This window comes from Flagellimonas sp. HMM57 (genome assembly GCF_021390175.1).
Taxonomy (GTDB): Bacteria; Bacteroidota; Bacteroidia; order Flavobacteriales; family Flavobacteriaceae; genus Flagellimonas.
Window position 1 is genome coordinate 558,112 of the sequence record NZ_CP090004.1, and the last position, 20,419, is coordinate 578,530.

21 protein-coding genes are annotated in these 20,419 nt (G+C 37.5%); 6 read left to right on the top strand and 15 right to left on the bottom strand.

Features of this window, described 5'->3' with window-relative positions; genetic code table 11:
- Window positions 1–115: 115 nt before the first annotated feature.
- The 3 genes from LV716_RS02495 to LV716_RS02505 are packed head-to-tail and all read left to right on the top strand — an operon-like array spanning window position 116 to window position 993.
- A complete protein-coding gene (locus LV716_RS02495; protein WP_163416207.1) occupies window positions 116–448 on the top strand; it encodes a YtxH domain-containing protein in 333 nt (110 codons plus the stop codon).
- 5 nt (window positions 449–453) lie between these two features.
- Complete coding sequence (locus LV716_RS02500) at window positions 454–792, top strand: hypothetical protein (RefSeq protein ID WP_163416209.1); 339 nt, start codon at window positions 454–456, stop codon at window positions 790–792.
- Window positions 793–993, top strand: coding sequence for a hypothetical protein (locus LV716_RS02505; RefSeq protein ID WP_163416211.1), 201 nt, complete (start codon window positions 793–795; stop codon window positions 991–993).
- A gap of 47 nt (window positions 994–1,040) precedes the next feature.
- Here the strand turns inward: LV716_RS02505 and LV716_RS02510 are convergent, their stop codons facing one another.
- The 3 genes from LV716_RS02510 to LV716_RS02520 all read right to left on the bottom strand — a co-directional run bounded on the left by LV716_RS02510 (window position 1,041) and on the right by LV716_RS02520 (window position 3,299).
- The gene (locus tag LV716_RS02510) at window positions 1,041–2,075 is read right to left on the bottom strand and encodes a helix-turn-helix transcriptional regulator (RefSeq protein WP_163416213.1); all 1,035 of its coding nucleotides are present in this window, start codon (window positions 2,073–2,075) and stop codon (window positions 1,041–1,043) included.
- A 188-nt stretch (window positions 2,076–2,263) separates the two neighbouring features.
- Window positions 2,264–2,743, bottom strand: coding sequence for a hypothetical protein (locus LV716_RS02515; protein ID WP_163416216.1), 480 nt, complete (start codon window positions 2,741–2,743; stop codon window positions 2,264–2,266).
- Window positions 2,744–2,789: 46 nt separating this feature from the next.
- On the bottom strand, window positions 2,790–3,299 hold the full coding sequence (locus LV716_RS02520) for a Dps family protein (RefSeq protein ID WP_163416218.1): 510 nt from the start codon (window positions 3,297–3,299) through the stop codon (window positions 2,790–2,792).
- A gap of 296 nt (window positions 3,300–3,595) precedes the next feature.
- On the opposite strand from LV716_RS02520, the gene LV716_RS02525 reads away from it, so the two are divergent.
- The 3 genes from LV716_RS02525 to cls all read left to right on the top strand — a co-directional run bounded on the left by LV716_RS02525 (window position 3,596) and on the right by cls (window position 5,519).
- Window positions 3,596–3,757 carry a DUF1328 family protein gene (locus LV716_RS02525; protein ID WP_163416220.1) on the top strand — a complete coding sequence of 54 codons (162 nt, stop codon included), beginning with the start codon at window positions 3,596–3,598 and terminating at the stop codon, window positions 3,755–3,757.
- 14 nt (window positions 3,758–3,771) lie between these two features.
- Window positions 3,772–3,987: a hypothetical protein gene (locus tag LV716_RS02530; protein ID WP_163416222.1), complete on the top strand. Its 216-nt coding sequence runs from the start codon at window positions 3,772–3,774 to the stop codon at window positions 3,985–3,987.
- Between the two features lie 104 nt (window positions 3,988–4,091).
- Window positions 4,092–5,519 (top strand): cardiolipin synthase, encoded by a 1,428-nt coding sequence (gene cls, locus LV716_RS02535; protein WP_163416224.1) that lies wholly within the window; start codon window positions 4,092–4,094, stop codon window positions 5,517–5,519.
- A gap of 276 nt (window positions 5,520–5,795) precedes the next feature.
- On the opposite strand, the gene LV716_RS02540 is transcribed toward cls, so the two are convergent.
- From LV716_RS02540 to LV716_RS02595, 12 genes are all read right to left on the bottom strand, one after another.
- Entirely contained in the window at window positions 5,796–6,314 is a 519-nt protein-coding gene (locus tag LV716_RS02540) for a hypothetical protein (RefSeq protein WP_163416226.1), read from the bottom strand.
- Window positions 6,315–6,346: 32 nt separating this feature from the next.
- A complete protein-coding gene (locus LV716_RS02545) occupies window positions 6,347–6,904 on the bottom strand; it encodes a porin family protein (RefSeq protein ID WP_163416230.1) in 558 nt (185 codons plus the stop codon).
- A 125-nt stretch (window positions 6,905–7,029) separates the two neighbouring features.
- On the bottom strand, window positions 7,030–7,698 hold the full coding sequence (locus LV716_RS02550) for a hypothetical protein (protein ID WP_163416231.1): 669 nt from the start codon (window positions 7,696–7,698) through the stop codon (window positions 7,030–7,032).
- Between the two features lie 371 nt (window positions 7,699–8,069).
- Window positions 8,070–10,286 carry a DUF5916 domain-containing protein gene (locus tag LV716_RS02555; protein ID WP_233759212.1) on the bottom strand — a complete coding sequence of 739 codons (2,217 nt, stop codon included), beginning with the start codon at window positions 10,284–10,286 and terminating at the stop codon, window positions 8,070–8,072.
- 111 nt (window positions 10,287–10,397) lie between these two features.
- Window positions 10,398–11,744, bottom strand: coding sequence for a DUF3526 domain-containing protein (locus LV716_RS02560; RefSeq protein ID WP_163416233.1), 1,347 nt, complete (start codon window positions 11,742–11,744; stop codon window positions 10,398–10,400).
- Between the two features lie 2 nt (window positions 11,745–11,746).
- Window positions 11,747–13,198: a DUF3526 domain-containing protein gene (locus LV716_RS02565; protein ID WP_205600099.1), complete on the bottom strand. Its 1,452-nt coding sequence runs from the start codon at window positions 13,196–13,198 to the stop codon at window positions 11,747–11,749.
- 5 nt (window positions 13,199–13,203) lie between these two features.
- Window positions 13,204–15,687, bottom strand: coding sequence for a TonB-dependent siderophore receptor (locus tag LV716_RS02570; RefSeq protein ID WP_163416234.1), 2,484 nt, complete (start codon window positions 15,685–15,687; stop codon window positions 13,204–13,206).
- Between the two features lie 102 nt (window positions 15,688–15,789).
- Window positions 15,790–16,485, bottom strand: a complete 696-nt coding sequence (locus tag LV716_RS02575; RefSeq protein WP_163416235.1) for an ABC transporter ATP-binding protein — start codon at window positions 16,483–16,485, stop codon at window positions 15,790–15,792.
- 121 nt (window positions 16,486–16,606) lie between these two features.
- Window positions 16,607–16,924, bottom strand: coding sequence for a hypothetical protein (locus LV716_RS02580; protein WP_163416236.1), 318 nt, complete (start codon window positions 16,922–16,924; stop codon window positions 16,607–16,609).
- 195 nt (window positions 16,925–17,119) lie between these two features.
- On the bottom strand, window positions 17,120–18,478 hold the full coding sequence (locus LV716_RS02585) for an NAD(P)/FAD-dependent oxidoreductase (protein ID WP_163416237.1): 1,359 nt from the start codon (window positions 18,476–18,478) through the stop codon (window positions 17,120–17,122).
- A 473-nt stretch (window positions 18,479–18,951) separates the two neighbouring features.
- The gene (locus LV716_RS02590; protein WP_163416238.1) at window positions 18,952–19,500 is read right to left on the bottom strand and encodes a ClpP family protease; all 549 of its coding nucleotides are present in this window, start codon (window positions 19,498–19,500) and stop codon (window positions 18,952–18,954) included.
- Window positions 19,501–19,585: 85 nt separating this feature from the next.
- Window positions 19,586–20,413, bottom strand: coding sequence for a mechanosensitive ion channel domain-containing protein (locus tag LV716_RS02595; protein ID WP_163416239.1), 828 nt, complete (start codon window positions 20,411–20,413; stop codon window positions 19,586–19,588).
- Window positions 20,414–20,419: the final 6 nt, after the last annotated feature.

Consider the following 20,419-nt stretch of genomic DNA (forward strand, 5'->3'; position numbering starts at 1 on the left):
GCATTTCGGCTAAGGTTTTAAGTATTTGAGTCAAGGTAAAACCCTGAATATCATCAAATTTGTATGGTATTCATTTGAATACTTAAAAGAAATATTAATCTTAAAACATTTTATTATGAGCAATAGTTCAAACTTAATTATAGGGGTACTTGCAGGTACAGCGGTCGGAGCCGCCTTAGGTATTTTATATGCACCCGATAAAGGAAAGAACACAAGAAACAAAATTTCTGAAAAAGCTTTGGCAACTAAAGATACTCTGGAACAGAATGCCATGGAGCTAAAAGATAAATTAGCCGAAACTATAGCTGCTGAAAAAGAAACATTGGATACTAAAGTAGAGAACATTCTTTCTGATGTTAGCTACAAAACGGAAGATGTTATCACCACATTGGAAACTAAGCTAAAGCAGCTTAAAGCAAAAAACAGAAGCTTACAAAAAACATCATAAATTTTATGGACGCCTTGAAAGAAAGCAGTCAGCATATAACACAGACAAGTGAACTTTTTTTAAATGCTAGCAAAAAGTATTATGAGCTGAAAGTATTTCAACAGATTGCAGTTGCCACTACATCATTTAGTAAAGTTGTACTAATTGGAAGCCTACTGGCACTTGGGTTGATTTTTCTTTCTTTTTCTGCTGCTTTTGCTTTAGGGGAATATTGGAACAGCACCAATCTTGGCTTCTTGGCCATAGGAGGTATCTATATACTCATCGCTATGGGCAGTTTCGTGCTTAGAAATCGCTTGGACGGAGTTATTATTAAAAAATTATCCAAAACATTTTTTGATTAAATGAAGACTTACAGAACATTGAAGGAAATCAATAACGACTTGAAAGTTTATAATCTAGAACGTCAAATAGCTTTGGAACGACTTAAAACAGTGAAATACGAGATTAAGTCTTCACTTCAACCCTTAAATTGGGTGCGTTATGTCTCGAAAGTCATAAGCAAATATGGATTGATGCTTTTTGTAAAGAAAATCTTGAAATAGCCAATGAAATCAAGTCTACCCAAAAATCCGCTCTGAGCGGATTTTTTTTATGCCGATATTCTTGCTACTACGTTTTCCTTAAATTCACTTGGGCTGATATCATATTTGTCCTTGAATATTTTTGAAAAATAACTTCTGCTACTGAAGCCAATGGTGTAAACAATTTCTGAAATACTCATTTCTGTAGTATTGATATAATCCCTAGCTTGCTCTAACCGGGCATGTCTGATGTATTCCGTAACAGTCCTAGTATACAACAGTTTAAAACCTTCTTGTAACTTGGCTTGCGAAAGCCCTGAATCTCTGGACAACTGTTCCAAAGAGTAATTTTTTGACACGTCTTTCACAATTTTGTTAGCAATCTCGCGTACAATTTTTAATTCTCGTCTTAGTAAAGTGGTTGGAGGTTTCTTATGTTTCAATACTTTGTCGTGCCCAAGTATGTGCATGGATAAAATCTGATATACAAGTCCTTGTATTTGCATGACCCGGATCATCCCTTTGCTCTTTACTTTTCTTAGGGCACCTATTTTATCAGCCATTTTCAAGTTATAACTTCCATAAAAAGCAAAGGTGTTTTCATGGTCCGTATCTAAAAAAACCTCATAAAGTTTTCGATTGAGTTCTTCTACATTATTGAGTCGTTTTTTTAGAAATTGTCTCCTTATTATTTGTATCACGTTAATCGCCAACTTTTCATTCTTAGGAAAATAACCGTAGTTGTATCCTCCTTCCTTACTAGTAACTATAACGGATTGAAAACGCTCTAAAGTTTTCATGTCATTTTCAGACTGATGACCAAAGCGATGCATACAATACCCTTCTAAACAATAGGTGAAATGAATAGGGTTATATTCTGAGGCATCCATAATTAGCGTAATATCGTCAAAGAAAGTAATATCGTACTCCAGAAGATTTACGCCCCAATCAAAAGTAATAAAGCGAATATTGCCCGAAGCTATCTTGCTATTTACAGTGAGGGTATATTCACCCCAGCGTTCTTGTATTGAACCCCCAATAACTTCTTGAATCTGTCTAACAATACCTTCGGTATTTTTAGCATTTATCTTTATCTCTATCATTTTTTGTTTTAAAACACAATGCTCGGATGGACTTTAGTATTACTAACAATATATGCAGCCGTTAAAAGTAATGAATAGTTTTATGGAGATGTATACTGGTTGCTATTAAAAATATTTTTTCAATATCTATATTAATGCAAAAACCCCTCATAAGAGGGGTTTAACCAAACAATCAAAAAATGATATAATTATTGAATCATATCAAATTCTTCAACAAAGAAAAAATCGCCATCTTGTGTTGGAGCATAATAAATACCTTCTCCCATTATATATTCCATGGTATTGTTGTCTACATTCACTGCAAATCCTTTACCTGTAGATACTAATTCAAATGAATCATGAGGCTCTTTTCTATAGCTCAAGACTATAAATCTATTGTAAGTGCTGTCTATATCACTTTTAACGGTTATTAGTTTTGTGACCATAGCTGGAACATCTTTTCTACTCTGGTCTATTTTTCCTTTGTCAGCTTCATCAAATTTAATTAGGTATTCCCGTCTTTCCTGTATGGTTACATCATACCCTATCTTTGCTCCATTCTTATCAAATGTGAACGTTTTCTTTGTCACTTTACTTAGCTTTCCATCAAGATTCTCTTTTGTTTGGGCCTGACTTGTAAAAACTCCCAAGAGTAAGAGTGATGTAACTATTGTTTTTAAATTTTTCATTTTTATGTTTTTAATTAATAATTCTTTTGAACTCCATATCCTTTTCTTAGGACACTTTTTCCATTTCTACAGACTTTAATTGGTCTTTTGTATTTTTCGACCATGCATCTAACATCCAGCTCGATTTTTCCAATTGAGCAATGTAAGACCCCATCATATCCACAGTTCCTTCGTCCCCAACTTTTTCTGCTGTACTTATTACGATTTTCATTTGTGATAAGAGTTTTTTATGATCTTTTAGTATTTCCAAAACCATCTCTCCGTCTGTAATCATGGCAGATACCTCATCCACCTTAGACAATTTTAAGTACTCACTCATTTTACTTATTGGATGATAACGCAATGTTAGGATACGCTCTGCGACTTCATCAATTTTAATTCTGGCATCATTGTATAGTTCCTCAAACTTTTCATGAAGGTCGAAGAAGTTTTTTCCCAACACGTTCCAATGGAAACTTCTTAATTTTTGGTAGTAAACACTATAATCTGCCAATAGTTGGTTTAAGTCCTTGTTTACAAGTAGTAAATTCTTGTCGTTTATATTTAAATAATTCATTATGAATTGTTTTATAATTACTAATGTGGCTTTCACATCTTTTTAAGTTATACTACAAAACTAGTCCGAGTAGCTCGTTCGGATTTGCTCATATGAAAAACATCTTAACGTTATCTCTAAAAAATCTATACACCTAGAGATAGAAAGAATGCTATTCACTGAAAACTAATTATTTAGGTATTGAGTTAATCTCTGAATGGATATCGTTAAAGAGTATAATTGCTTTATACGAATTTTGTACTGTTAGCGAGTTAAGGCTAAATAAACGAATTAATAACCCTTATAAACACAATTATATGTTACGTTGGACAATCACCTTTATAATACTTGCCATCATTGCAGGAATATTTGGATTTGGCGGTATCGCAGCAGGAGCTGCTGGTATTGCGAAGATTTTATTCTTTTTATTTATCGTTCTATTTGTAATTTCATTAATAACAGGGAGAAGAAAAGTTTAACTTAAAAATACATTATGAAAAAATCACTAGTACCATTTATTATAGTTTTGGGATTGATTTTTACTACTATAAGTTGTAGAGAAACCAAATCTGACAAGGAAAAAGCTGAAGATGCCATTGAAAATACGGCAGAAGAAATCGAAGACGCTGCTGAAGATGTGGAAGATGAAATTGAAGATGCCGCTGACGATGTAAAGGAAGAACTGGATGGGAACAGCGATGATAACTAACTACATCTAATAGTTAAGAAAAAAACGGATGCTCATAGGGCATCCGTTTTTTGTTATAATACCTTTACATTGCAAAACAATAAATAATCATTGTTTTTTATTCCATGCAATTAAACACAATTTTAATAGTAATATACGCGCTAACATGTCTTTGGGCCATTGCCAGCATTTTATTGCATGGTAACAGACCTACTAAATCCATAAGTTGGGTGTTCACGGTATTGATCTTTCCATTTGCCGGTGTTTTGCTGTACTACCTTTTTGGGGTCAACCGGCGAAAGTTTAAGCTTTTTACTTTAAAACAAGTTAAAAAAAGAAGACTATATGACACCAAGTATCATGAATTGACAGATTCAAAGTTGATTGAAAAATCTTTGTCAGGTAACTATAAAAGATTATCGCAACTTATTGCCAATAGCGGACACACTCTTCCATATAGCGGAAATCTAGTCAAAGTATTGGATAACGGCGATGAGACCTTTGATACTATATTCGAGGTTTTAAAAAAAGCAAAAAAGTTTATACACATACAGTACTATGCTTTTGAGCAAGGTGAGCTTCAAGAAAAATTTTATGAAATATTAAAAAGAAAAATAAAAGAAGGGGTTGAGGTTAGATTGATTTATGATTCTTTTGGAAGCTATACTTTCAGGGGAAGTAAAATGAAACGATTTAAAGAAATAGGTGTCCAAGCATATCCAATTTTACCGCTGAGATTAGGAAATTTGTTATATACGATAAACTACCGCAATCATAGAAAAATAATAGTTGTAGACGGCGATAAAGGCTTCATTGGTGGAGCAAACATCTCTGATAAATACATACTCCCCATTTCAGATTTAGGTATTTGGCGCGATTTACACCTTTATCTAGAGGGCCCGATCATAAGTAGCCTCCACAGAGTTTTTATTAAGGATTTCCATTTTGCCAGTTCCAAAGAGCCCTTATTGAGTTCAGAATATTTAACCGAAGCGGGCGAAAGAGGCAGTAGTGTTGTTCAAATTGTAACAAGTGGTCCAGACTCCGACCAGCCCACTATAATGCAACAGTATATTGAAATGATCAATATGGCAAAAAGTCATATCAATATTGCCAATCCTTATTTCATTCCCAATATATCTATTTTGGATGCGCTGAAAATTGCCGCATTACGAGGAGTAAAAGTAAACCTTTTATTACCGAAAAAAACAGATTCTAAATTGGCGAAGTACAGTATGTTCTCAAGATTTGATGAGCTTTTGTACACTGGTACGAACATATACCTCCGTAAAGATTTTTCGCATAGCAAAGTTATCGAGATTGATAATGAATTGGTTTCTATTGGCTCTGGTAATTTTGACCATAGAAGCTTTGAACATAATTTTGAGAGCAACGCTCTTATTTTTGAAAAAGACCTTGCTGTTGAGGTCAACAAAAAGTTCAACGTCCTTTTCAAAAAATCTCACAAGCTAACTTATCAAGTTTTTAAACAAAGACCTCTTTGGAAGAAATTAGTTGAGGGATTCGCTAAGTTTTTTAGTCCGTTGTTGTAACCCTAGAGAGGCTTCTATTTAGTTGACTACACGATCAATTCACCACTTTTACATCCTTTTTCTTCTTCAAGAATCAACTTTGGTCGATTCCATTTGAACTAGTGGACAGTATGCCGATGCGTAGGGCAGAAATACGGAGTAAAAATGATGATTAACTTAGTTGAGCTTACCGTTCTTCCTCCACTAAAAGCACGTAAGCTCATTTATCTAATTGTGTACCCTATTCCTATTGTAAATTGTGCCTTTCAAATTTTATGGAGTCGTTTAAAACAGTTCTTAGAACCGTGCTTTTAAAAAAAAGGTGCTTTCTCTATTGCTGATTATATTTTCCAATACATCGGAGTTGGGTGTACCGATCATTGGTTTATACCCCAACTCTATTCTTAAATTGCCTTCTGACTTATAGCCTATACCAAAATTCATACGCATCAATTCTCTTTGTGGAAAGCCAGCGTTATTCGTATTAATATCGTATTGTATTTCACCTCCCGTAATCAGATAATACTCTTTGTTTAAAAAGTATTTGATTGCAAAACCGGCACTCAACTGCTCTTGGTCTCCAAACTTGGTGTAAAAACGTTCTACACGCACCGCCATATCCTTGGTCATTGGAATATCTACAAGGCCATGAGCGAACTGTTCTGCATTGACACCCATTGGAAAGTCCATGTTGTATTGTAAGATTTGGGTATTATAATTTCTATCTGGGGTCGTAGGCTTTTCAACGCGCTTCTTCTGTGCAAGCATAGTAGTGCACATCAAAATACCTAAACCAGAAAGTAGCAACTGTTTCATACCAGTTAAAGCAAATAAGCCCCGCTATAAACCTAGAAAAAGAAGTAACCAATAGAAAGTTGGGCTACACCATTTCTAATTTTAGCATCAAGACCGTCTCTATCATTAATATCGGATAATCCTACGATATACCGAACATTAAAATTGAGTCCATTCTCAAATTTATAACCTAAACCTAGATTTAATCCTAAATCAACACTACCAAAAAAATCTTTAACATCCGTATTATCTTCTTCTTCGGCTGAAAGTAACAGGCCAATTTGTGGGCCAGCTTCAAGGCTCAACCCTTTTGCCACGTAATATTTTCCAAGTAACGGTACACTTAAATAATCTAGATCTACACGGTCGTCATTTAAAGTATAACCTTGTCCGGAGTACAGTAGTTCTGGCTGAAATGAGAATTTATCAGAAATAGGCACTTCCGCCACAATACCAAAATGATATCGCGTAACAAAACCAGTGTCCCCGATAATATCTCCTGAAATATCAGAAAAGTTGAAACCTCCCTTGACCCCTAATCCCAATTCTTGGGAATTAACATTTGTCAGTCCAACAACTAGAATAAAACTTAATAAAAAAAAACGCTTCATGATTTCAAATTTTTAACGATTTAGTATTTAAAAGTATGCTTCACATACTCGATTTACCTTGGAAACTATATTAATAGGATACTTAGCATTTGATGTTTTTTTGGCTTCCTTTCACCTTTACACCATTAGTCAAGTTTTTTCTTGTAACGATTCCTGCCCATATTAAAGACACCTACTTTTAAGCCAAAACCAGCGGTAAAACCGTTCAACCTTTTAATTGGGCTCGTAGCTAAATTTAATTTACCGCTGAACCTATACTTTATACCAGCTTCCAATTGCAAGTATCTTGATATATTGAAGAGGGTGCTTACACCCGGTTCAATGACCAAAACAGGATCTAAATCCTCAAATTCCCTATCCTTAAAATCTTTGTCAAAATCTGGGCCCGATAATATTCTGTTAGTGAAAACACCCATCCCAACATGCAAGGGGAAGGAAAGACTGACTCTTTTCTCACTAAACATAATAGGTTCTAAATGAATACCAAGGGTTCCTCCCCCTACTACATTATCAATATCTGTATCTGGTATCAAAGGTTGATCAGACTCAAAACCGGTTATTGACAGACCAATCTCAAATCGCTGATTGGCAACATAGGCAATTTTAAAACTTGCCCCGTAGGCCGGTTGACCTCTAAGTTCTCCGTAATGACCATGAAGTCCTATATAAACGCCATGAACATTGTTTTTTCTATCATTGAATGTTATGTATTCATCCTCATTGTCATCTTGCGCATAGACCGAAATACAACAAATTAAAGCTAGGAAAGATAACCTGATAGGGGGAATATTCATTTAGTTGAGTTTTGTCATAACATTTCTATTTGACTATTTTTTGAGATTGTTAAATATTAATATTTAACAGTAAAATTAAATTCAAATAGTACGTTCGTATTTGTCAAAAAATCAATTCTTTTAAAAAAACTTTCTTTGTAAAGAAAGACAACTCAAAAAGTAAAGGGTTGCACCATTCAATAAAAAAACGAAGTAAGTTTCAAGAGGCACTTTATCTTAAATGCTTAAATGGGTAAGTTCTGTGCTGCCACTCTTCTGATAAATAGATAAATACGTGATTAAACGCTCAAAGCTTAGATTGAGCGTAAAATGGAATGCTTTACTGATAAATTTTACGGGGGTCTTTAGATTAAACCCATAATATCGCTACGTTAAAACTGTTTCAAAAAAGTAATCTTGCTGATAAACTGTCTCGATTGTTGTATCGGATCAAACACATCAGTCTGAGTATCGTTAAACACGAGATAAATGAACGATAGGGGCATATATTCCCAACTAAAGCGTACATTCCATCTGCCCTGTTCATCAAAACTGTTATATTGGTAAAACGTGGATAATTGTACCCTAGGGTTTAAGGCCAACCTCACACTGGCAGAATAGAGGTCGGTATTTAAATCTTCATCTAAAGTACCAACACCATTGATGTTGTTATGCTCATAATCAACTGTCATAGAGAGCTGGGGCAAAGGGGCATAGCGCAATCCGGTAATGATAGTATTCCGTGTTCCATTATAAAAATCACCAAAGTCGTATTGAATGGAACCGGAAAACTTCTTGGACTGATCTGAGTTATAACGCATCAAGAACCGTGTATAATTATATTCTCCTTCACTAATTTGTAATCCCAATGGCGCAAAGTTGAAATTGATGTTTTGCCAAGTAGGCGTAAAAGATACCTCTACAAAACTGTTATCCTTAAACCAAGTGTAAATTGGAAAGATGTACAGACTTGATTGCTGAAAATTCCCAAAATCTTCAAAGTCATGATAGTAATTTAAAAAAGCACCGGGATCCCATCTTCGAACAAAAGGCAAGGACTTGGGGCGTAAAATAGCGTAACCACCCGGGCTATGGTACATCACATCTTTTTGGAAAACAAAGCCCATCGCAGGATCATAGCCATCGCTTACAAAAGCATTTACATAGCCTAAGTAGTAGTTATTGGTCCTTGCCCCTGCAAAGACACGCCCTGAATAGCCCGTATCTCCCGTTTCGCTGTCTAAAGAAGTTGATAGTAAATAGGAAAGGGTAATCTCGCTCTTAGGACGTATGAGACCGTCAATAGAAATGGTGGTATTGTTTTTACTTGAAATCTCCAAATCCGAAAACGAATCATCCAAACGATAGGTGATCATTGCTCCTATATTGTTTTCTTTTCCATAATTCTGGGTATATCTGGCCACCCCAAACGTACTACCAGCGCTGTTGTCCGTTTCTCGTTGTCTTACGGCCAAAGCAGCAATGGTCCGATTCTCCGATCTATCGGTATATCGCGCACCTAAATCTAAAGGTGCTGGTGCCGCATTAAATGTATTTTCGAGTCCTATGGTTCTACTAAAAAATGGGCGTACTTGAAAATTACCTCCACCTGCCCAAATACCTGAGTTTTCCAAAAAGAACTGTCGCCGCTCGGGGAAAAAGATGTTGAAACGCTCCAAGTTGTTAACGGCACGATCCACATCGGCCTGGGCAAAATCAGTGTTTATCGTTAAATCCAATACTGCATTGGGATTGATCGCCCATTTTACATCACCTCCTACCTTGGGTTCGTTGAGCTTGTCAACAAGTACATCTCCTTCTTTATTTTCATCATATTGATACAGGGCATAAGGTTCCACTCTAATATTAGCAGAAGGTGGCGGTACTTCCAATCCGGTCAGCTTAGCAGCATAGACCATACGGTTCTCTGAAAAGGATTGTGGAATGGCGGGAAATACGGTTTTCTCAAAATCTTTTCGGGCCAAACGATAAAATGTAATACCCCATTCAACAGGTTTACCTGCAATGGGTCTGTCATAGCGAATGGACTTGAAGGGAATGGCGAATTCCGCAAAATAGCCCTCATCGGTACGTTGTGTACGCACGGTCCAAAGGGCGTTCCAGTCTGTATCGGTATTGCTATCATTAAAGCTCTGTAAATCCAGTTGGTTGCCATGAGGTGTAGTTTGGAAAGATACGGCATATTGTTTAGTGTTTTGTGCGTCGATTTGAATACCGAACACATCATTTTCCTCATTATCAAAATCGCGCCTTAAATCCTGCATCCGTACTCCTTTTTTTCCAAGGGAATCAGCAGCAAGTACACCAAAATAAAGATTTCGCTCATCATATAGCACCCGCACCGTAGTCTTATTTTTTATTGAGCCTCCCTGAACAGGTTCAACTCGAAAGAAATCGGTAATCGGTTCTGCTGACTGCCAATCGGTTTCTTTTAACTTTCCATCAATAGTAATTTTTCCCAATGCTTTAAATGCCTTGATTTTGATTGGAACATCTGGTGGAGGGAAATTGGATTCTTGTTGGGAGAATACCATCGTTCCTAGAAAAACAAAGCTCCCAGTGAATAATAGCTTTATAGTTGAAATCATAGTCATCTATTAATTTTTTGATTTGTTTCCCAACCCAAGTTTTCTCTTATCGTTAAGACATTCCAATACCAAGTTATTCGCGCTTGAATTGCGCATCGCATGATTGTCCCTTTAACACAACTTTCGTCCAATTGCAACACAGCAGAGAAGCATGATAAAAGTGGCTATGAGCAAAGGCCATATAAAACGTACTTGTTTTATATCACTCCTCCCATCATCTGCATATTTTGGCGTAAATCTTCTCCAGTCCACCACATCTGCAGATTTCTCTTCAAATATTTTAGGATAAAAGAACAATCGCAATTCCTCGTGATAATTAGCTGTTGCATCCAAAAAATTAAGGTGCTGATCTAAACTGGTTCCTGCAAGTTCATTGAATGCTAATTGCAAATGCATATTTGGCAAAAATGCGGACAGTTGTTTACTAACACTTTCACGTTCGCTAATCTTTTCCCGTAACGCCTTGGTATCTGTAACAGAATCGTCATCTCCCATCTGTTGCATGGCATAATACCATGTCCAGTTGAACCCTTCAATTGGATATCCAAACTTTTGGAACTGTGGATAATGATCATAGAACTTTTGCAAAGTTTCCGTTTTATCAGTATCCCATTTGGTATGATACCCATCCCGCTGACTTATCATCGTACTTAAAGCTTCGGGAACTGGATACTTATTGGCCAAATATGCGTTTATTCCCGCCGGCAATAGTATAAGCAATACTAACCAAATGGATAACAACAGCAGTGCATTGAACCCTGAACTCTTTTTAAAGTTGATGACAAAAAAGCATAAAGCGAACCAAAATGCGACATATAACAACGACAGGAAAATCATCATCATGAAATTCATATCCAAAGGAATGGACAACACCGATTTAGCAATAGTAAAAAGTATTCCCAAGACTATATATATAAGTAGTACCCTTATGGATAATTTCGTTAATAGGTACTTCTGTTTTGATGGAGTTTGTACCGATACCAATCGCCATGTACCTGTCTCGGTTTCTTCGGATAACAAATTGAAGGTAAAAACAATGATCAACAGTGGAAATAGGTATAGTAATACGAACGATAAGTCCAGGTTTCCTGACTGAAGATTCATAGGGTTTACCAAATCCGTATCATATCGTTGTCCCTCCAGATTTTTGATAGTGATTCGCTGCAGATTAGTGTTTACATCACTTTGCCCTATGGAAAGCCCCGAAAGGTGGGTTGGACTGTTTATGAATGCGAACTTCACATAGTACATAAGAAGCCCTAAATCATCTTTGTGCAACGTCACATTTCTGTCGATGTGATTCTGTTGATAATTTTCAACTTGGTCGATTGCCGCTTTTTTTTGAGATAAAAATTGATGCCCTATACCAATGCTTATTGCGCCCAACACGAGTATAAGAACCAAGCTCGCTACAACAGCCCTTGACCTTAAAAATTGTAAAAGTAGAAGTTTGTACATAGCTATATTGCTTTTGCTTTTTTTGAAAGATATCCTAAGCCCAAAAAGGATAACAAAACCCAGCCCAATAAAGAAAAAATACCTAATGATGCTTCGTTCAAAGAACTCTGTAAAGGTTGCATCTGGTGTTGAAAATCGGGGAATTCTTCCCAATGTTCATGTCCCACCACATGCTTTTTCCCCTCCGAACCACTTACTTTTTTGGTGCTGATATATTCCATCTGAAGTTCGTTCATCTCCTGTGCCAATTGATAGCGATAGACTTCGGCCTGCTCTTGAAAATCCACGTATCCCTTGAAATCGGTTCCTGTAAATGCCATAGATATTGTTTTAATGGCCACAAAAGGATTGAGCACGGCAGTAAAACGGCTAACGTTGTTCTGTTTTTCATAGATGTGCAATAAACTATCATGGTGTTTTTTGTACAGATTTGCACTTGTCTTCTCTCCTTCCCGCATTACAAAACCTCCATAATTAAAAGGTAACTGGGTGATGGAATCAACGCCATGAACGGTCAAAACTGAATCCCTCAGCCTATTAAAATAGGGGTCTTCTGGGTTGTGGCTATCTCCTTTTTTAAGGACATCCCGCTCAACGCCCGATTGAAAACTCAATTTTGAAGGAGTGGGATAGATAGCACTTCCGACCGCCTGCGAGGTCTTGGGAACCAAAACCACCATCAACAACCAAATACCGAGTAACGTGAGTAACGCATTTTTGGATGAGTGCGCCGTAGTGGACACCATTATGCTTATAAAGGATAGAATAAGTAAAAACAGTGCATATCCTAAAAACAATAGCAAAAAACGCTGCCACGAATCGGCCGGGTTCGCTATAGTCTCCCCAAACATTAAAAAAAACATGGTAACCAGAAAAATGGGGGCAAAGAATAAAAGTGCCAGTATAAATAGCCCCAAAGATTTGCCCAGCAGTATTTCCTTCCAATCTGCTCCTTGGGACAAAAGTATTTTCAAGGTTCCGTTCTCCCTCTCGGAGACGACAACAGAAAACCCCAAAAAGAATAAAATCAGGGGGAGTACAAGTTGTAAAAGCATCGCCATGCTCAATTCACCAAAGCGCAGAGTCCCAGTGGAAAACCCTGCATCTGAAAAGTTGACGCTGTTCTGCCTATGAGCTTCTAAAAAGACCGCATTCCCCGTAAAACTTTCAATTCCATAATCAAATATGCTCAAAGGCTGTTTCAAACGGAAAGCGAATGTACCAAAATGTGCCATGCGATGCGGATGTTTATCTGGATTGGCCTCCCAACTTTGTCGTGCCTTTTGTTGATGCTCCAGTCTAATGGTATTCTGTTTGAAGTAGTTATTGATGCCACTGACCGCAGCGTAGGCGGTCAGCAGCAAAAATATGCCAAACATGATGTAGATTACTTTGGTCTTGAGGGCATTTTTGAGGAAATGCCCCATAAACAGACCGATGTTAGCTCTTTTCATAATCCTTAAAATTTATAGGAGGTTGTCAGCAACACATTTCGTGGTGCTCCAGGAAAAAGTCGTGATGCAAACAATGCACCTCCCCAATATGTTTCATCGAACAAGTTGTTCACCTTAAGCGCCAATTGTATATTTCCTCCTGAGGGGCGATAATACACTGCGGCATCAAATACCGTATACGCCGGAAGCAGCACACGATCGCTGTACCATGAGAATCGATCTCCACGATATTCTGTTCCAAAACCAATTCCGACGTCCCTCAAAGTATTATCCGTAAAATCATATCTAGCCCAAAGGTTAGCACTATGTTCTGGTGTTCCACCCGCTCGTTCACCGATCAATGTAGGGTCATCATCCGCGATTATTTCAGCATCGATATAGGCATAGGAAGCATTTACCTGAAAATTTGGTAAGATATAGCCCGATAGGTCCCACTCAAAACCTCTACTTCTTCGTGCGCCACCCTCAATCAACAAATCCTCATCGTTGGGATCGGGTTGCAAAAGGTTTTTTTGATTGATTTCATAAACGGCCATGTTCATTGCCAATCGTCCTCTAAAGAACTCTCCTTTTGCTCCAAACTCAATTAAATCACTTTCCAAGGGGTCAAATTCTGCTGGAGAACCTGCCCAGAAAAAGTTTTCTGTAGCCGGTGATAAAGTAACGGTATTTGATTGCGGTTGAAAGCCCTCAATATAGGTTCCATAGACATTTATATTGTCCGTTGCCTCGTACGTAATCCCTAGACGTGGTATAAAGGCTTCGTTTTTAAAACTTTCTTCATCGTTGGATTCATAATTGAACTTATCCTCATACCACTCGTAACGAAGGTTGACCAAGGCAGAAAGCTTCCATATCTTAAATTGGTTTTGAATGTAGACCCCACTGGAGGTAGTTAGGTTTGCCGGAATTGCGAATTCTGACATGGTATAGTCGTTGATAATCCTCATGTTGTTTTGAGGGTCGGTCAAATCAAAATGGGGGACATTAGGTCTAGGTGCCAGTACACCATCGATTTCAATAGTTTGAAAATCTGCGGCATCGGCCGGGTCAAAATTACTTACGCTCCCGTCATTTCTTAAATACCTTCGCGCTCCATTTTGTCCACCACCCTTGGTACGCTCCCACCAACTTCCATCGTATCCTATAAGAGCTTTATTAGTGATTTTATCACTTTCAAAATCAAAATTTACAAAAGCATTGAAATTATCGGTGACCCAGAACTGCTTTCGTTCCACATAACGCATTTCAGCTAGGGTATTGATAGGATTTCCTTCGATATCCACAGCGGCGGCGTTCACAGTTCTGTGCTCGGCAAGGTCTTCTTCCCAAGTTTGTTTCATATACGAGGCATTGAAGCCAATGTTATCTGTAATCTGCTTGGTGAAGTTGCCCATCACCAAAAACTCCTTTGACTTAAAAAAGTCGTTTGAAGCCCCTACGTTAAGGGAAGTCGGCGTACTGTTCAAATCAAATTCCCCATTGATGGCACCAAAAATCGGTTGCCCCCTATCCAAGTTGCCAACACCATTACTATATATCATTTCTACATTTAATGCTGTAGTATTATTAGGTATGTATGAAATAGACGGTGTAATCAAAAAAGCGTTGTTCTGTACCACATCCCGAAAAGATCTGGCTTCCTGTACTGCTGCATTAAAACGGTATAAAAGGGTTTTAGATTCATTCAATGGCCCTGTAAAATCTGCTGTTGCCCTAAGCGTTCCAAAACTGCCCACGGTAGCACTTACCTCGTTTCGCTTTTCCCTTAAAGGTTTTTTGGTTACCATATTTATAGTTCCGCCTGGGTCAACACTGGAAAAAGTTACCGAAGAGGGTCCTTTGACAACTTCTACTCGTTCTATGTGGGAGGTTATGGGCTGTAGAAAATAATACTGACGGGTTCGCATTCCATTGATGACCTGTCCCTCTTCTGCTTGTGTGACACCCCGTATGTTGAAATGATTGTAAAATGCCGTGGAAGTAACACTACTGGCAGCTTTTACTGCATCTGCCAATTGAAACGCTTGACGGTCGTTCATCAATTCTTTGGTAATTGTTGATACCGCTTGTGGTAACTCCTTGTTTTTGATGGCCACCTTAGTCGAAGAAAAGGAATAATCGCTATTGTAGTCGGTCCTAGCACGACCTATGACCTCAACATTCTGTAAGCTTTCTGTAGTTTCTGTTAATACAACAGTTCCCAAATCAAGTACAGTAGAAGAACTTACATCGATGGATTTTTGGTGGGAAGCATATCCCAAAAAGCGTACTTCGAACTCGTAAACTCCTTCGGGTACATTTAGTTGAAATGCTCCGTTCCTATCTGTCAACACTCCGAACATGTTGTCTGTATTACCAATGGAAACCGTAGCACCAAAAATTGGACTTCCTTGCTCATCGGTAACCGAACCCGTTACCTCTTGAGCGTGGATATTCACAACAAAACTAAAAAGTAATAATATAAATAGATTTTTTATGATTCTCATTTGTGTTCGTTTTATTTTCGGGGTAATCTGTTATCTGCACAATCAAAAAGTAACTCCGCACCTAAAACGAAATCACTACTCTGATCATTTTGATTTAAGATTTTAGATTGTTTTTAAGTATAGATTTTGTAATTCGTTGGCATTTATATCCGTTGTTTCCGACTCGTATACCAAACGGCCTTCTTTCATAATACCAATCCTGGTACCGACATTAACAGCATTGAAAATATCATGTGTCGCCATAAAAATAGATTTTCCCATTTGGCTCAATTCCTTGCAAATCGCAGTAAACTCTACCGCAGCCTTAGGATCAAGGCCAGAGATCGGCTCATCCATAAATATGAAGTCTGCATTTTTGGATAGTGCAATGGCGATACCTACTTTCTGTCGCATTCCCTTAGAATAAGAGGCCAGCTTATTAAGGTGGGCGGTTTCCTGAAGCCCAGCTTTTAATAAGTAGGACGCCAATTCCTCCTTTGAATACCGAAACCCTGCAATTCGGCTAAAAAAGTCAAGATTTTCCATACCTGATAGGTTACCGTAAAGTTGTACTACTTCAGGTATATAGGCTATCATTTTTGAAGTGGCATTACTGTTTGGCTTTACTTCGACGCCATTAATTAAAGCCTTACCGCTTGTAGCTGTTAGTAAACCAAGAAATAAATTTATCGTGGTGGTTTTACCGGCACCATTTTGGCCCAGCAAACAGAAAATTTCACCTTGAGCAACAGAAAGATTCAAGTCGCTCAATGCTTCATGTCCACCATATCTTTTGGTAAGATTGATTGCTTCTAGCATATTATACTATGTAAATGTGATTGATTAAGCTATGGTACGCCATTGGATGATACAGCGTAAAATGAATTATTGGAAACCTTGTATGAAGGTCGCCATATTCAATTAAGTAAAAGAAAAATATTTAGGCTACCGGAGGTCCTCGAAGATGCTGTTGCTTTTTAGGAACAATATTGATGGTTCCCACTATACTTTGATGAAAATAGTAGGAAAAAGCAGCTAATTCGTAAACAAAGAGATCTTGAACATGTAGTTGCTGATCAAAATAAAAACTACAGATTTGACAGTCTGAATTTTCTTCGGCAACTATATCGGTAAAATCGTTGCTAACAACATTTACAGTATGCGCTGTATGCTCTTGCGAATGAAAAATTAAAACAACAGGTAACGACAAAATATACATTGCCAAAAAACCCGTTGCTATTTGTATTTTATTTTTCACGACTGCTAAAGTAATACATTTTCACCTTATTTATATTGATTCTATTTCGTTAACATATTTGATGATCTCAATACGCAGGACAGTTATGAAAAGCTCTGGACCAATAGCTGATTGTAATTATTTAATATACGATTCAAAAAAGGGTCAACAATGTGAATTAATATGGTGTTAATCTTTGATAATGAATGGATTGAATTAAGAGGTCGCTATATCACCCAACAGGCTCAAAATCTTATTTTCAACGGCCTTGGAATCCCAATGAGCCTCAATATCTGGCATTGACATTACTTCTTGCATGATTTTCTCCTGCTCGTCTCCTATTGCCAAAGCTTCAGCATAAGACCGTTCGGAAAAAGTAACACGACTATATACAGGAATCCACTTATCAGGATGATTTTCAGCAAATCGCTTTTCAATTTTCTTTTGTAACAGGAATTTTGGGTCAGCGGTTTTATGGCTCATTTCCATAAAGTTTCTATAGCTGAGTTCAGCAATGGCATCCGCATTGGGTTTACGACTTTTTTGATATTCGCTAAAAATAGTTTCCCAATCGTCTCCATGAGTTCCCATAAGTTCATCCAATTCATAAATATCCTCAAAACCTGCATTCATTCCTTGACCATAAAATGGCACGATGGCGTGAGCGGAATCACCGACCAATGCAACCTTATTCCAGTAGGTCCATGGGTAGCATTTCATCGTTACCATAGCACTAGTCGGGTTTTTGAAGAAATCTTGTGTAAGGTTTTCTATTTCTTTTCTAACATTGGGAAAGTAAGTCTTAAAAAAGGTCTTGGCCTCTTTTTTATTGGTGATGTTCTCAAAAGAAACTTCTCCTTCAAAGGGTAAAAATAGGGTACATGTAAAACTTCCATCTAGATTTGGCATGGCGATGAGCATGAATTTTCCCCTTGGCCAAATATGAAAGGAGTTTTTATCCAATTTATGCGTGCCATCCTCGTTTGGCGGAATCGCTAACTCCTTATATCCCACGTCTATGAAGTCCTGTGAATAATCAAACCTACTACGACGTTGCATTTTGTGTCTTACTCTTGAAAAAGCACCGTCACAACCAAAAATGATATCATATTGGTATTCCTTCCACTCACTTTTCTCGGATTCTCCCGTAAATATTCTGGCTTCTGGTAAATCAACGTCCCAAACCTTTTCATTGAACCTAAAAAGAACTCCCTCTTCTTCTGCCAAGTCAATCATTCTTCTATTTAGGATTCCACGTGAAATTGACCAAATTGCCTCACCTTCTTTGCCATATTTCTGAAAATAAACGGGCTTATCATTCACGTGCATAGCTCGTTTATCCAAAGGAATCGCAATTTCTTTGATAGTTTCTTCCAGTCCTACCTTACGAAGGGATTTCCATCCTCGGTTGCTCATAGCCAAGTTAATGGAACGGCCAGAAAACTCTATTGTCCGTATATCTGGTCTCCTATCAAAAACGGTAACCGAATGTCCTTTTTTCTTTAAATAAATTGCTAAAAGAGAGCCCACCAATCCAGAACCAATGATGGCTATATTTTTAGAGGTCTGTACCATAAATGCCTATAGGCGAATTCATATTAAGTTTTAAATGTACGGAAAATTGAAATATCAAAAATCAATTGGAATAAAGACCGCTTTGCTCTTTGAGTAAAGAAACAAGACTTGCCTATCTTTTGTTCTTACCCCCCGTTTGCAAAATTAGCCGAGCACAAAAAAGTGAGAGTGTATTTAGAAAAGTGAATCAAGACCACTTCGCTAAAAGAGCAAAGACCGTTTCGCTAAAAAGAGTAGAGAACAAAGACATCGCCTATCCTGATTCTTAGCTCTTGGTTCTTTTTTCTAAATCTTCTTCACCTATTCGGTTCATGAATTTTTGACATTTATTTAACGAACAGTCGTAGACTTTTGGTGCAAAAGTTGACGTATATATTCTAAATATTCCGCTTCGGCGCCACTATATGAAAAAAGTCCTTCACAAAATTTGCGAAGGACTTTTTCCCTTTTTAAGTGAAGAGGCAAACAATTACCTACTCCAATATACCGTCTACGATACCGTATTTCACAGACTCTTCTGCACCCATCCAGTAATCACGGTCAAAATCTTTCATCACCTTATCAAAATCCTGTCCACAATTATCTGCCAGTATTTTTGCTCCAAGCTCTTTGGTCTTTATAATTTCCTTGGCTTGAATCTCAATATTGGAGGCTTGTCCTTGGGCACCACCACTTGGCTGATGAATCATTACTCGCGCATGTGGCTGTATAAATCTTCTTCCTTTCTCACCAACGGACAATAAAATTGAACCCATTGAAGCAGCTAAACCTGAACAAACTGTAGAAACCGGGCTTTTTATTTGCTTGATGGTATCATAAATAGCAAAACCAGAAGTAACATAACCGCCCGGGCTATTTATAATAAGTTGGATTTCCTTATTGTTCTGTAAATCTAAATACAGTAAGCGATCAATAACATGTTTTGCGGAATCATCATCTACCATACCCCATAAAAACACCTTGCGCTCTTCCAATAATTTTTCTTGGACCAATTCTTGAACTTTTCCTTTTTTTGAACTCATTTTTTATTTCTTGAAAGTTTCAAAATTAATCAAATTCCGAAGAAGTTATTGCTTCAAACATACCTCATTCTCCAAATAAAGGTAATTATGACTTTATCTCTACCTTTTCCGATACAACATCTTTAATTGGAATGACAAATTTTCCCTTTTTGGTTACCAAGGTCAACGTATTGTTTTCAATAGCTTCCACTGTTCCCGAGTTTTCCCCTATTACAAGCTTATCACCAACGGCATATGTTCTTCTTGTATAGAAAGACCGCAGCATATCGGTAATGATATCTCTGGAGCCAAGTCCCAGTCCTATGGCAAAGGCCAACAAAAAAGCACCGAGAATGAGTGTGATATTATTCGTAATAATCGTAGTATCGATTCCGGCTTGGTTCAAGGCCGTTATCGAAATAAAGATTACGATGATGTAAAAAAGTAGATTGCTCACCAGATTGGACCCACTGAACTCTAGCGAATCAAATAATTTCTTTACCGTGGTTTTGATGAAATTACCAATATACAGCCCGATCATCATTAATGCTAAAGCACTGAACAATCTCGGCAGATAACGCAAAAGGTTTCCTATTTCGGTAGAAATAATTTCCCAGCTCAGTATATCTGCAGCAACGATCAAGAATACCAAGAGCAATAACCATTTTACAAAACCAAGAATTACCTTAATGATGTCAATCTTAAAATCTCCCTTACCAAAAAGGTTCATCTCGTTTATCTTGTCGCTCAAGGTATTGATCTTGGCAAGCTTCAAAATCTTTCCTAATACAAAAAGTATAATTTTGGTCACCAACCATCCTACCAATAGTATGATTAGCGCACCAATAATCTTGGGCAGCGCCAGTGCAATATCCCTACCCATTGCAGCCAGCGAATCAAAAGTCAAGTTCTTCCATTCGTTAATTGTTTCCATATGTAT

What these genes read in the sequence shown, in the direction of transcription:
- LV716_RS02550 (WP_163416231.1), bottom strand. Translation starts at nt 7,698, where the DNA reads ATGAATATTCCCCCTATCAGGTTATCTTTCCTAGCTTTAATTTGTTGT.
- LV716_RS02590 (WP_163416238.1), bottom strand. Translation starts at nt 19,500, where the DNA reads ATGAGTTCAAAAAAAGGAAAAGTTCAAGAATTGGTCCAAGAAAAATTA.
- LV716_RS02495 (WP_163416207.1), top strand. Translation starts at nt 116, where the DNA reads ATGAGCAATAGTTCAAACTTAATTATAGGGGTACTTGCAGGTACAGCG.
- LV716_RS02570 (WP_163416234.1), bottom strand. Translation starts at nt 15,687, where the DNA reads ATGAGAATCATAAAAAATCTATTTATATTATTACTTTTTAGTTTTGTT.
- LV716_RS02595 (WP_163416239.1), bottom strand. Translation starts at nt 20,413, where the DNA reads ATGGAAACAATTAACGAATGGAAGAACTTGACTTTTGATTCGCTGGCT.
- LV716_RS02525 (WP_163416220.1), top strand. Translation starts at nt 3,596, where the DNA reads ATGTTACGTTGGACAATCACCTTTATAATACTTGCCATCATTGCAGGA.
- LV716_RS02500 (WP_163416209.1), top strand. Translation starts at nt 454, where the DNA reads ATGGACGCCTTGAAAGAAAGCAGTCAGCATATAACACAGACAAGTGAA.
- LV716_RS02540 (WP_163416226.1), bottom strand. Translation starts at nt 6,314, where the DNA reads ATGAAACAGTTGCTACTTTCTGGTTTAGGTATTTTGATGTGCACTACT.
- LV716_RS02515 (WP_163416216.1), bottom strand. Translation starts at nt 2,743, where the DNA reads ATGAAAAATTTAAAAACAATAGTTACATCACTCTTACTCTTGGGAGTT.
- LV716_RS02505 (WP_163416211.1), top strand. Translation starts at nt 793, where the DNA reads ATGAAGACTTACAGAACATTGAAGGAAATCAATAACGACTTGAAAGTT.
- LV716_RS02565 (WP_205600099.1), bottom strand. Translation starts at nt 13,198, where the DNA reads ATGAAAAGAGCTAACATCGGTCTGTTTATGGGGCATTTCCTCAAAAAT.
- LV716_RS02560 (WP_163416233.1), bottom strand. Translation starts at nt 11,744, where the DNA reads ATGTACAAACTTCTACTTTTACAATTTTTAAGGTCAAGGGCTGTTGTA.
- LV716_RS02510 (WP_163416213.1), bottom strand. Translation starts at nt 2,075, where the DNA reads ATGATAGAGATAAAGATAAATGCTAAAAATACCGAAGGTATTGTTAGA.
- LV716_RS02545 (WP_163416230.1), bottom strand. Translation starts at nt 6,904, where the DNA reads ATGAAGCGTTTTTTTTTATTAAGTTTTATTCTAGTTGTTGGACTGACA.
- LV716_RS02585 (WP_163416237.1), bottom strand. Translation starts at nt 18,478, where the DNA reads ATGGTACAGACCTCTAAAAATATAGCCATCATTGGTTCTGGATTGGTG.
- cls (WP_163416224.1), top strand. Translation starts at nt 4,092, where the DNA reads ATGCAATTAAACACAATTTTAATAGTAATATACGCGCTAACATGTCTT.
- LV716_RS02575 (WP_163416235.1), bottom strand. Translation starts at nt 16,485, where the DNA reads ATGCTAGAAGCAATCAATCTTACCAAAAGATATGGTGGACATGAAGCA.
- LV716_RS02520 (WP_163416218.1), bottom strand. Translation starts at nt 3,299, where the DNA reads ATGAATTATTTAAATATAAACGACAAGAATTTACTACTTGTAAACAAG.
- LV716_RS02555 (WP_233759212.1), bottom strand. Translation starts at nt 10,286, where the DNA reads ATGATTTCAACTATAAAGCTATTATTCACTGGGAGCTTTGTTTTTCTA.
- LV716_RS02530 (WP_163416222.1), top strand. Translation starts at nt 3,772, where the DNA reads ATGAAAAAATCACTAGTACCATTTATTATAGTTTTGGGATTGATTTTT.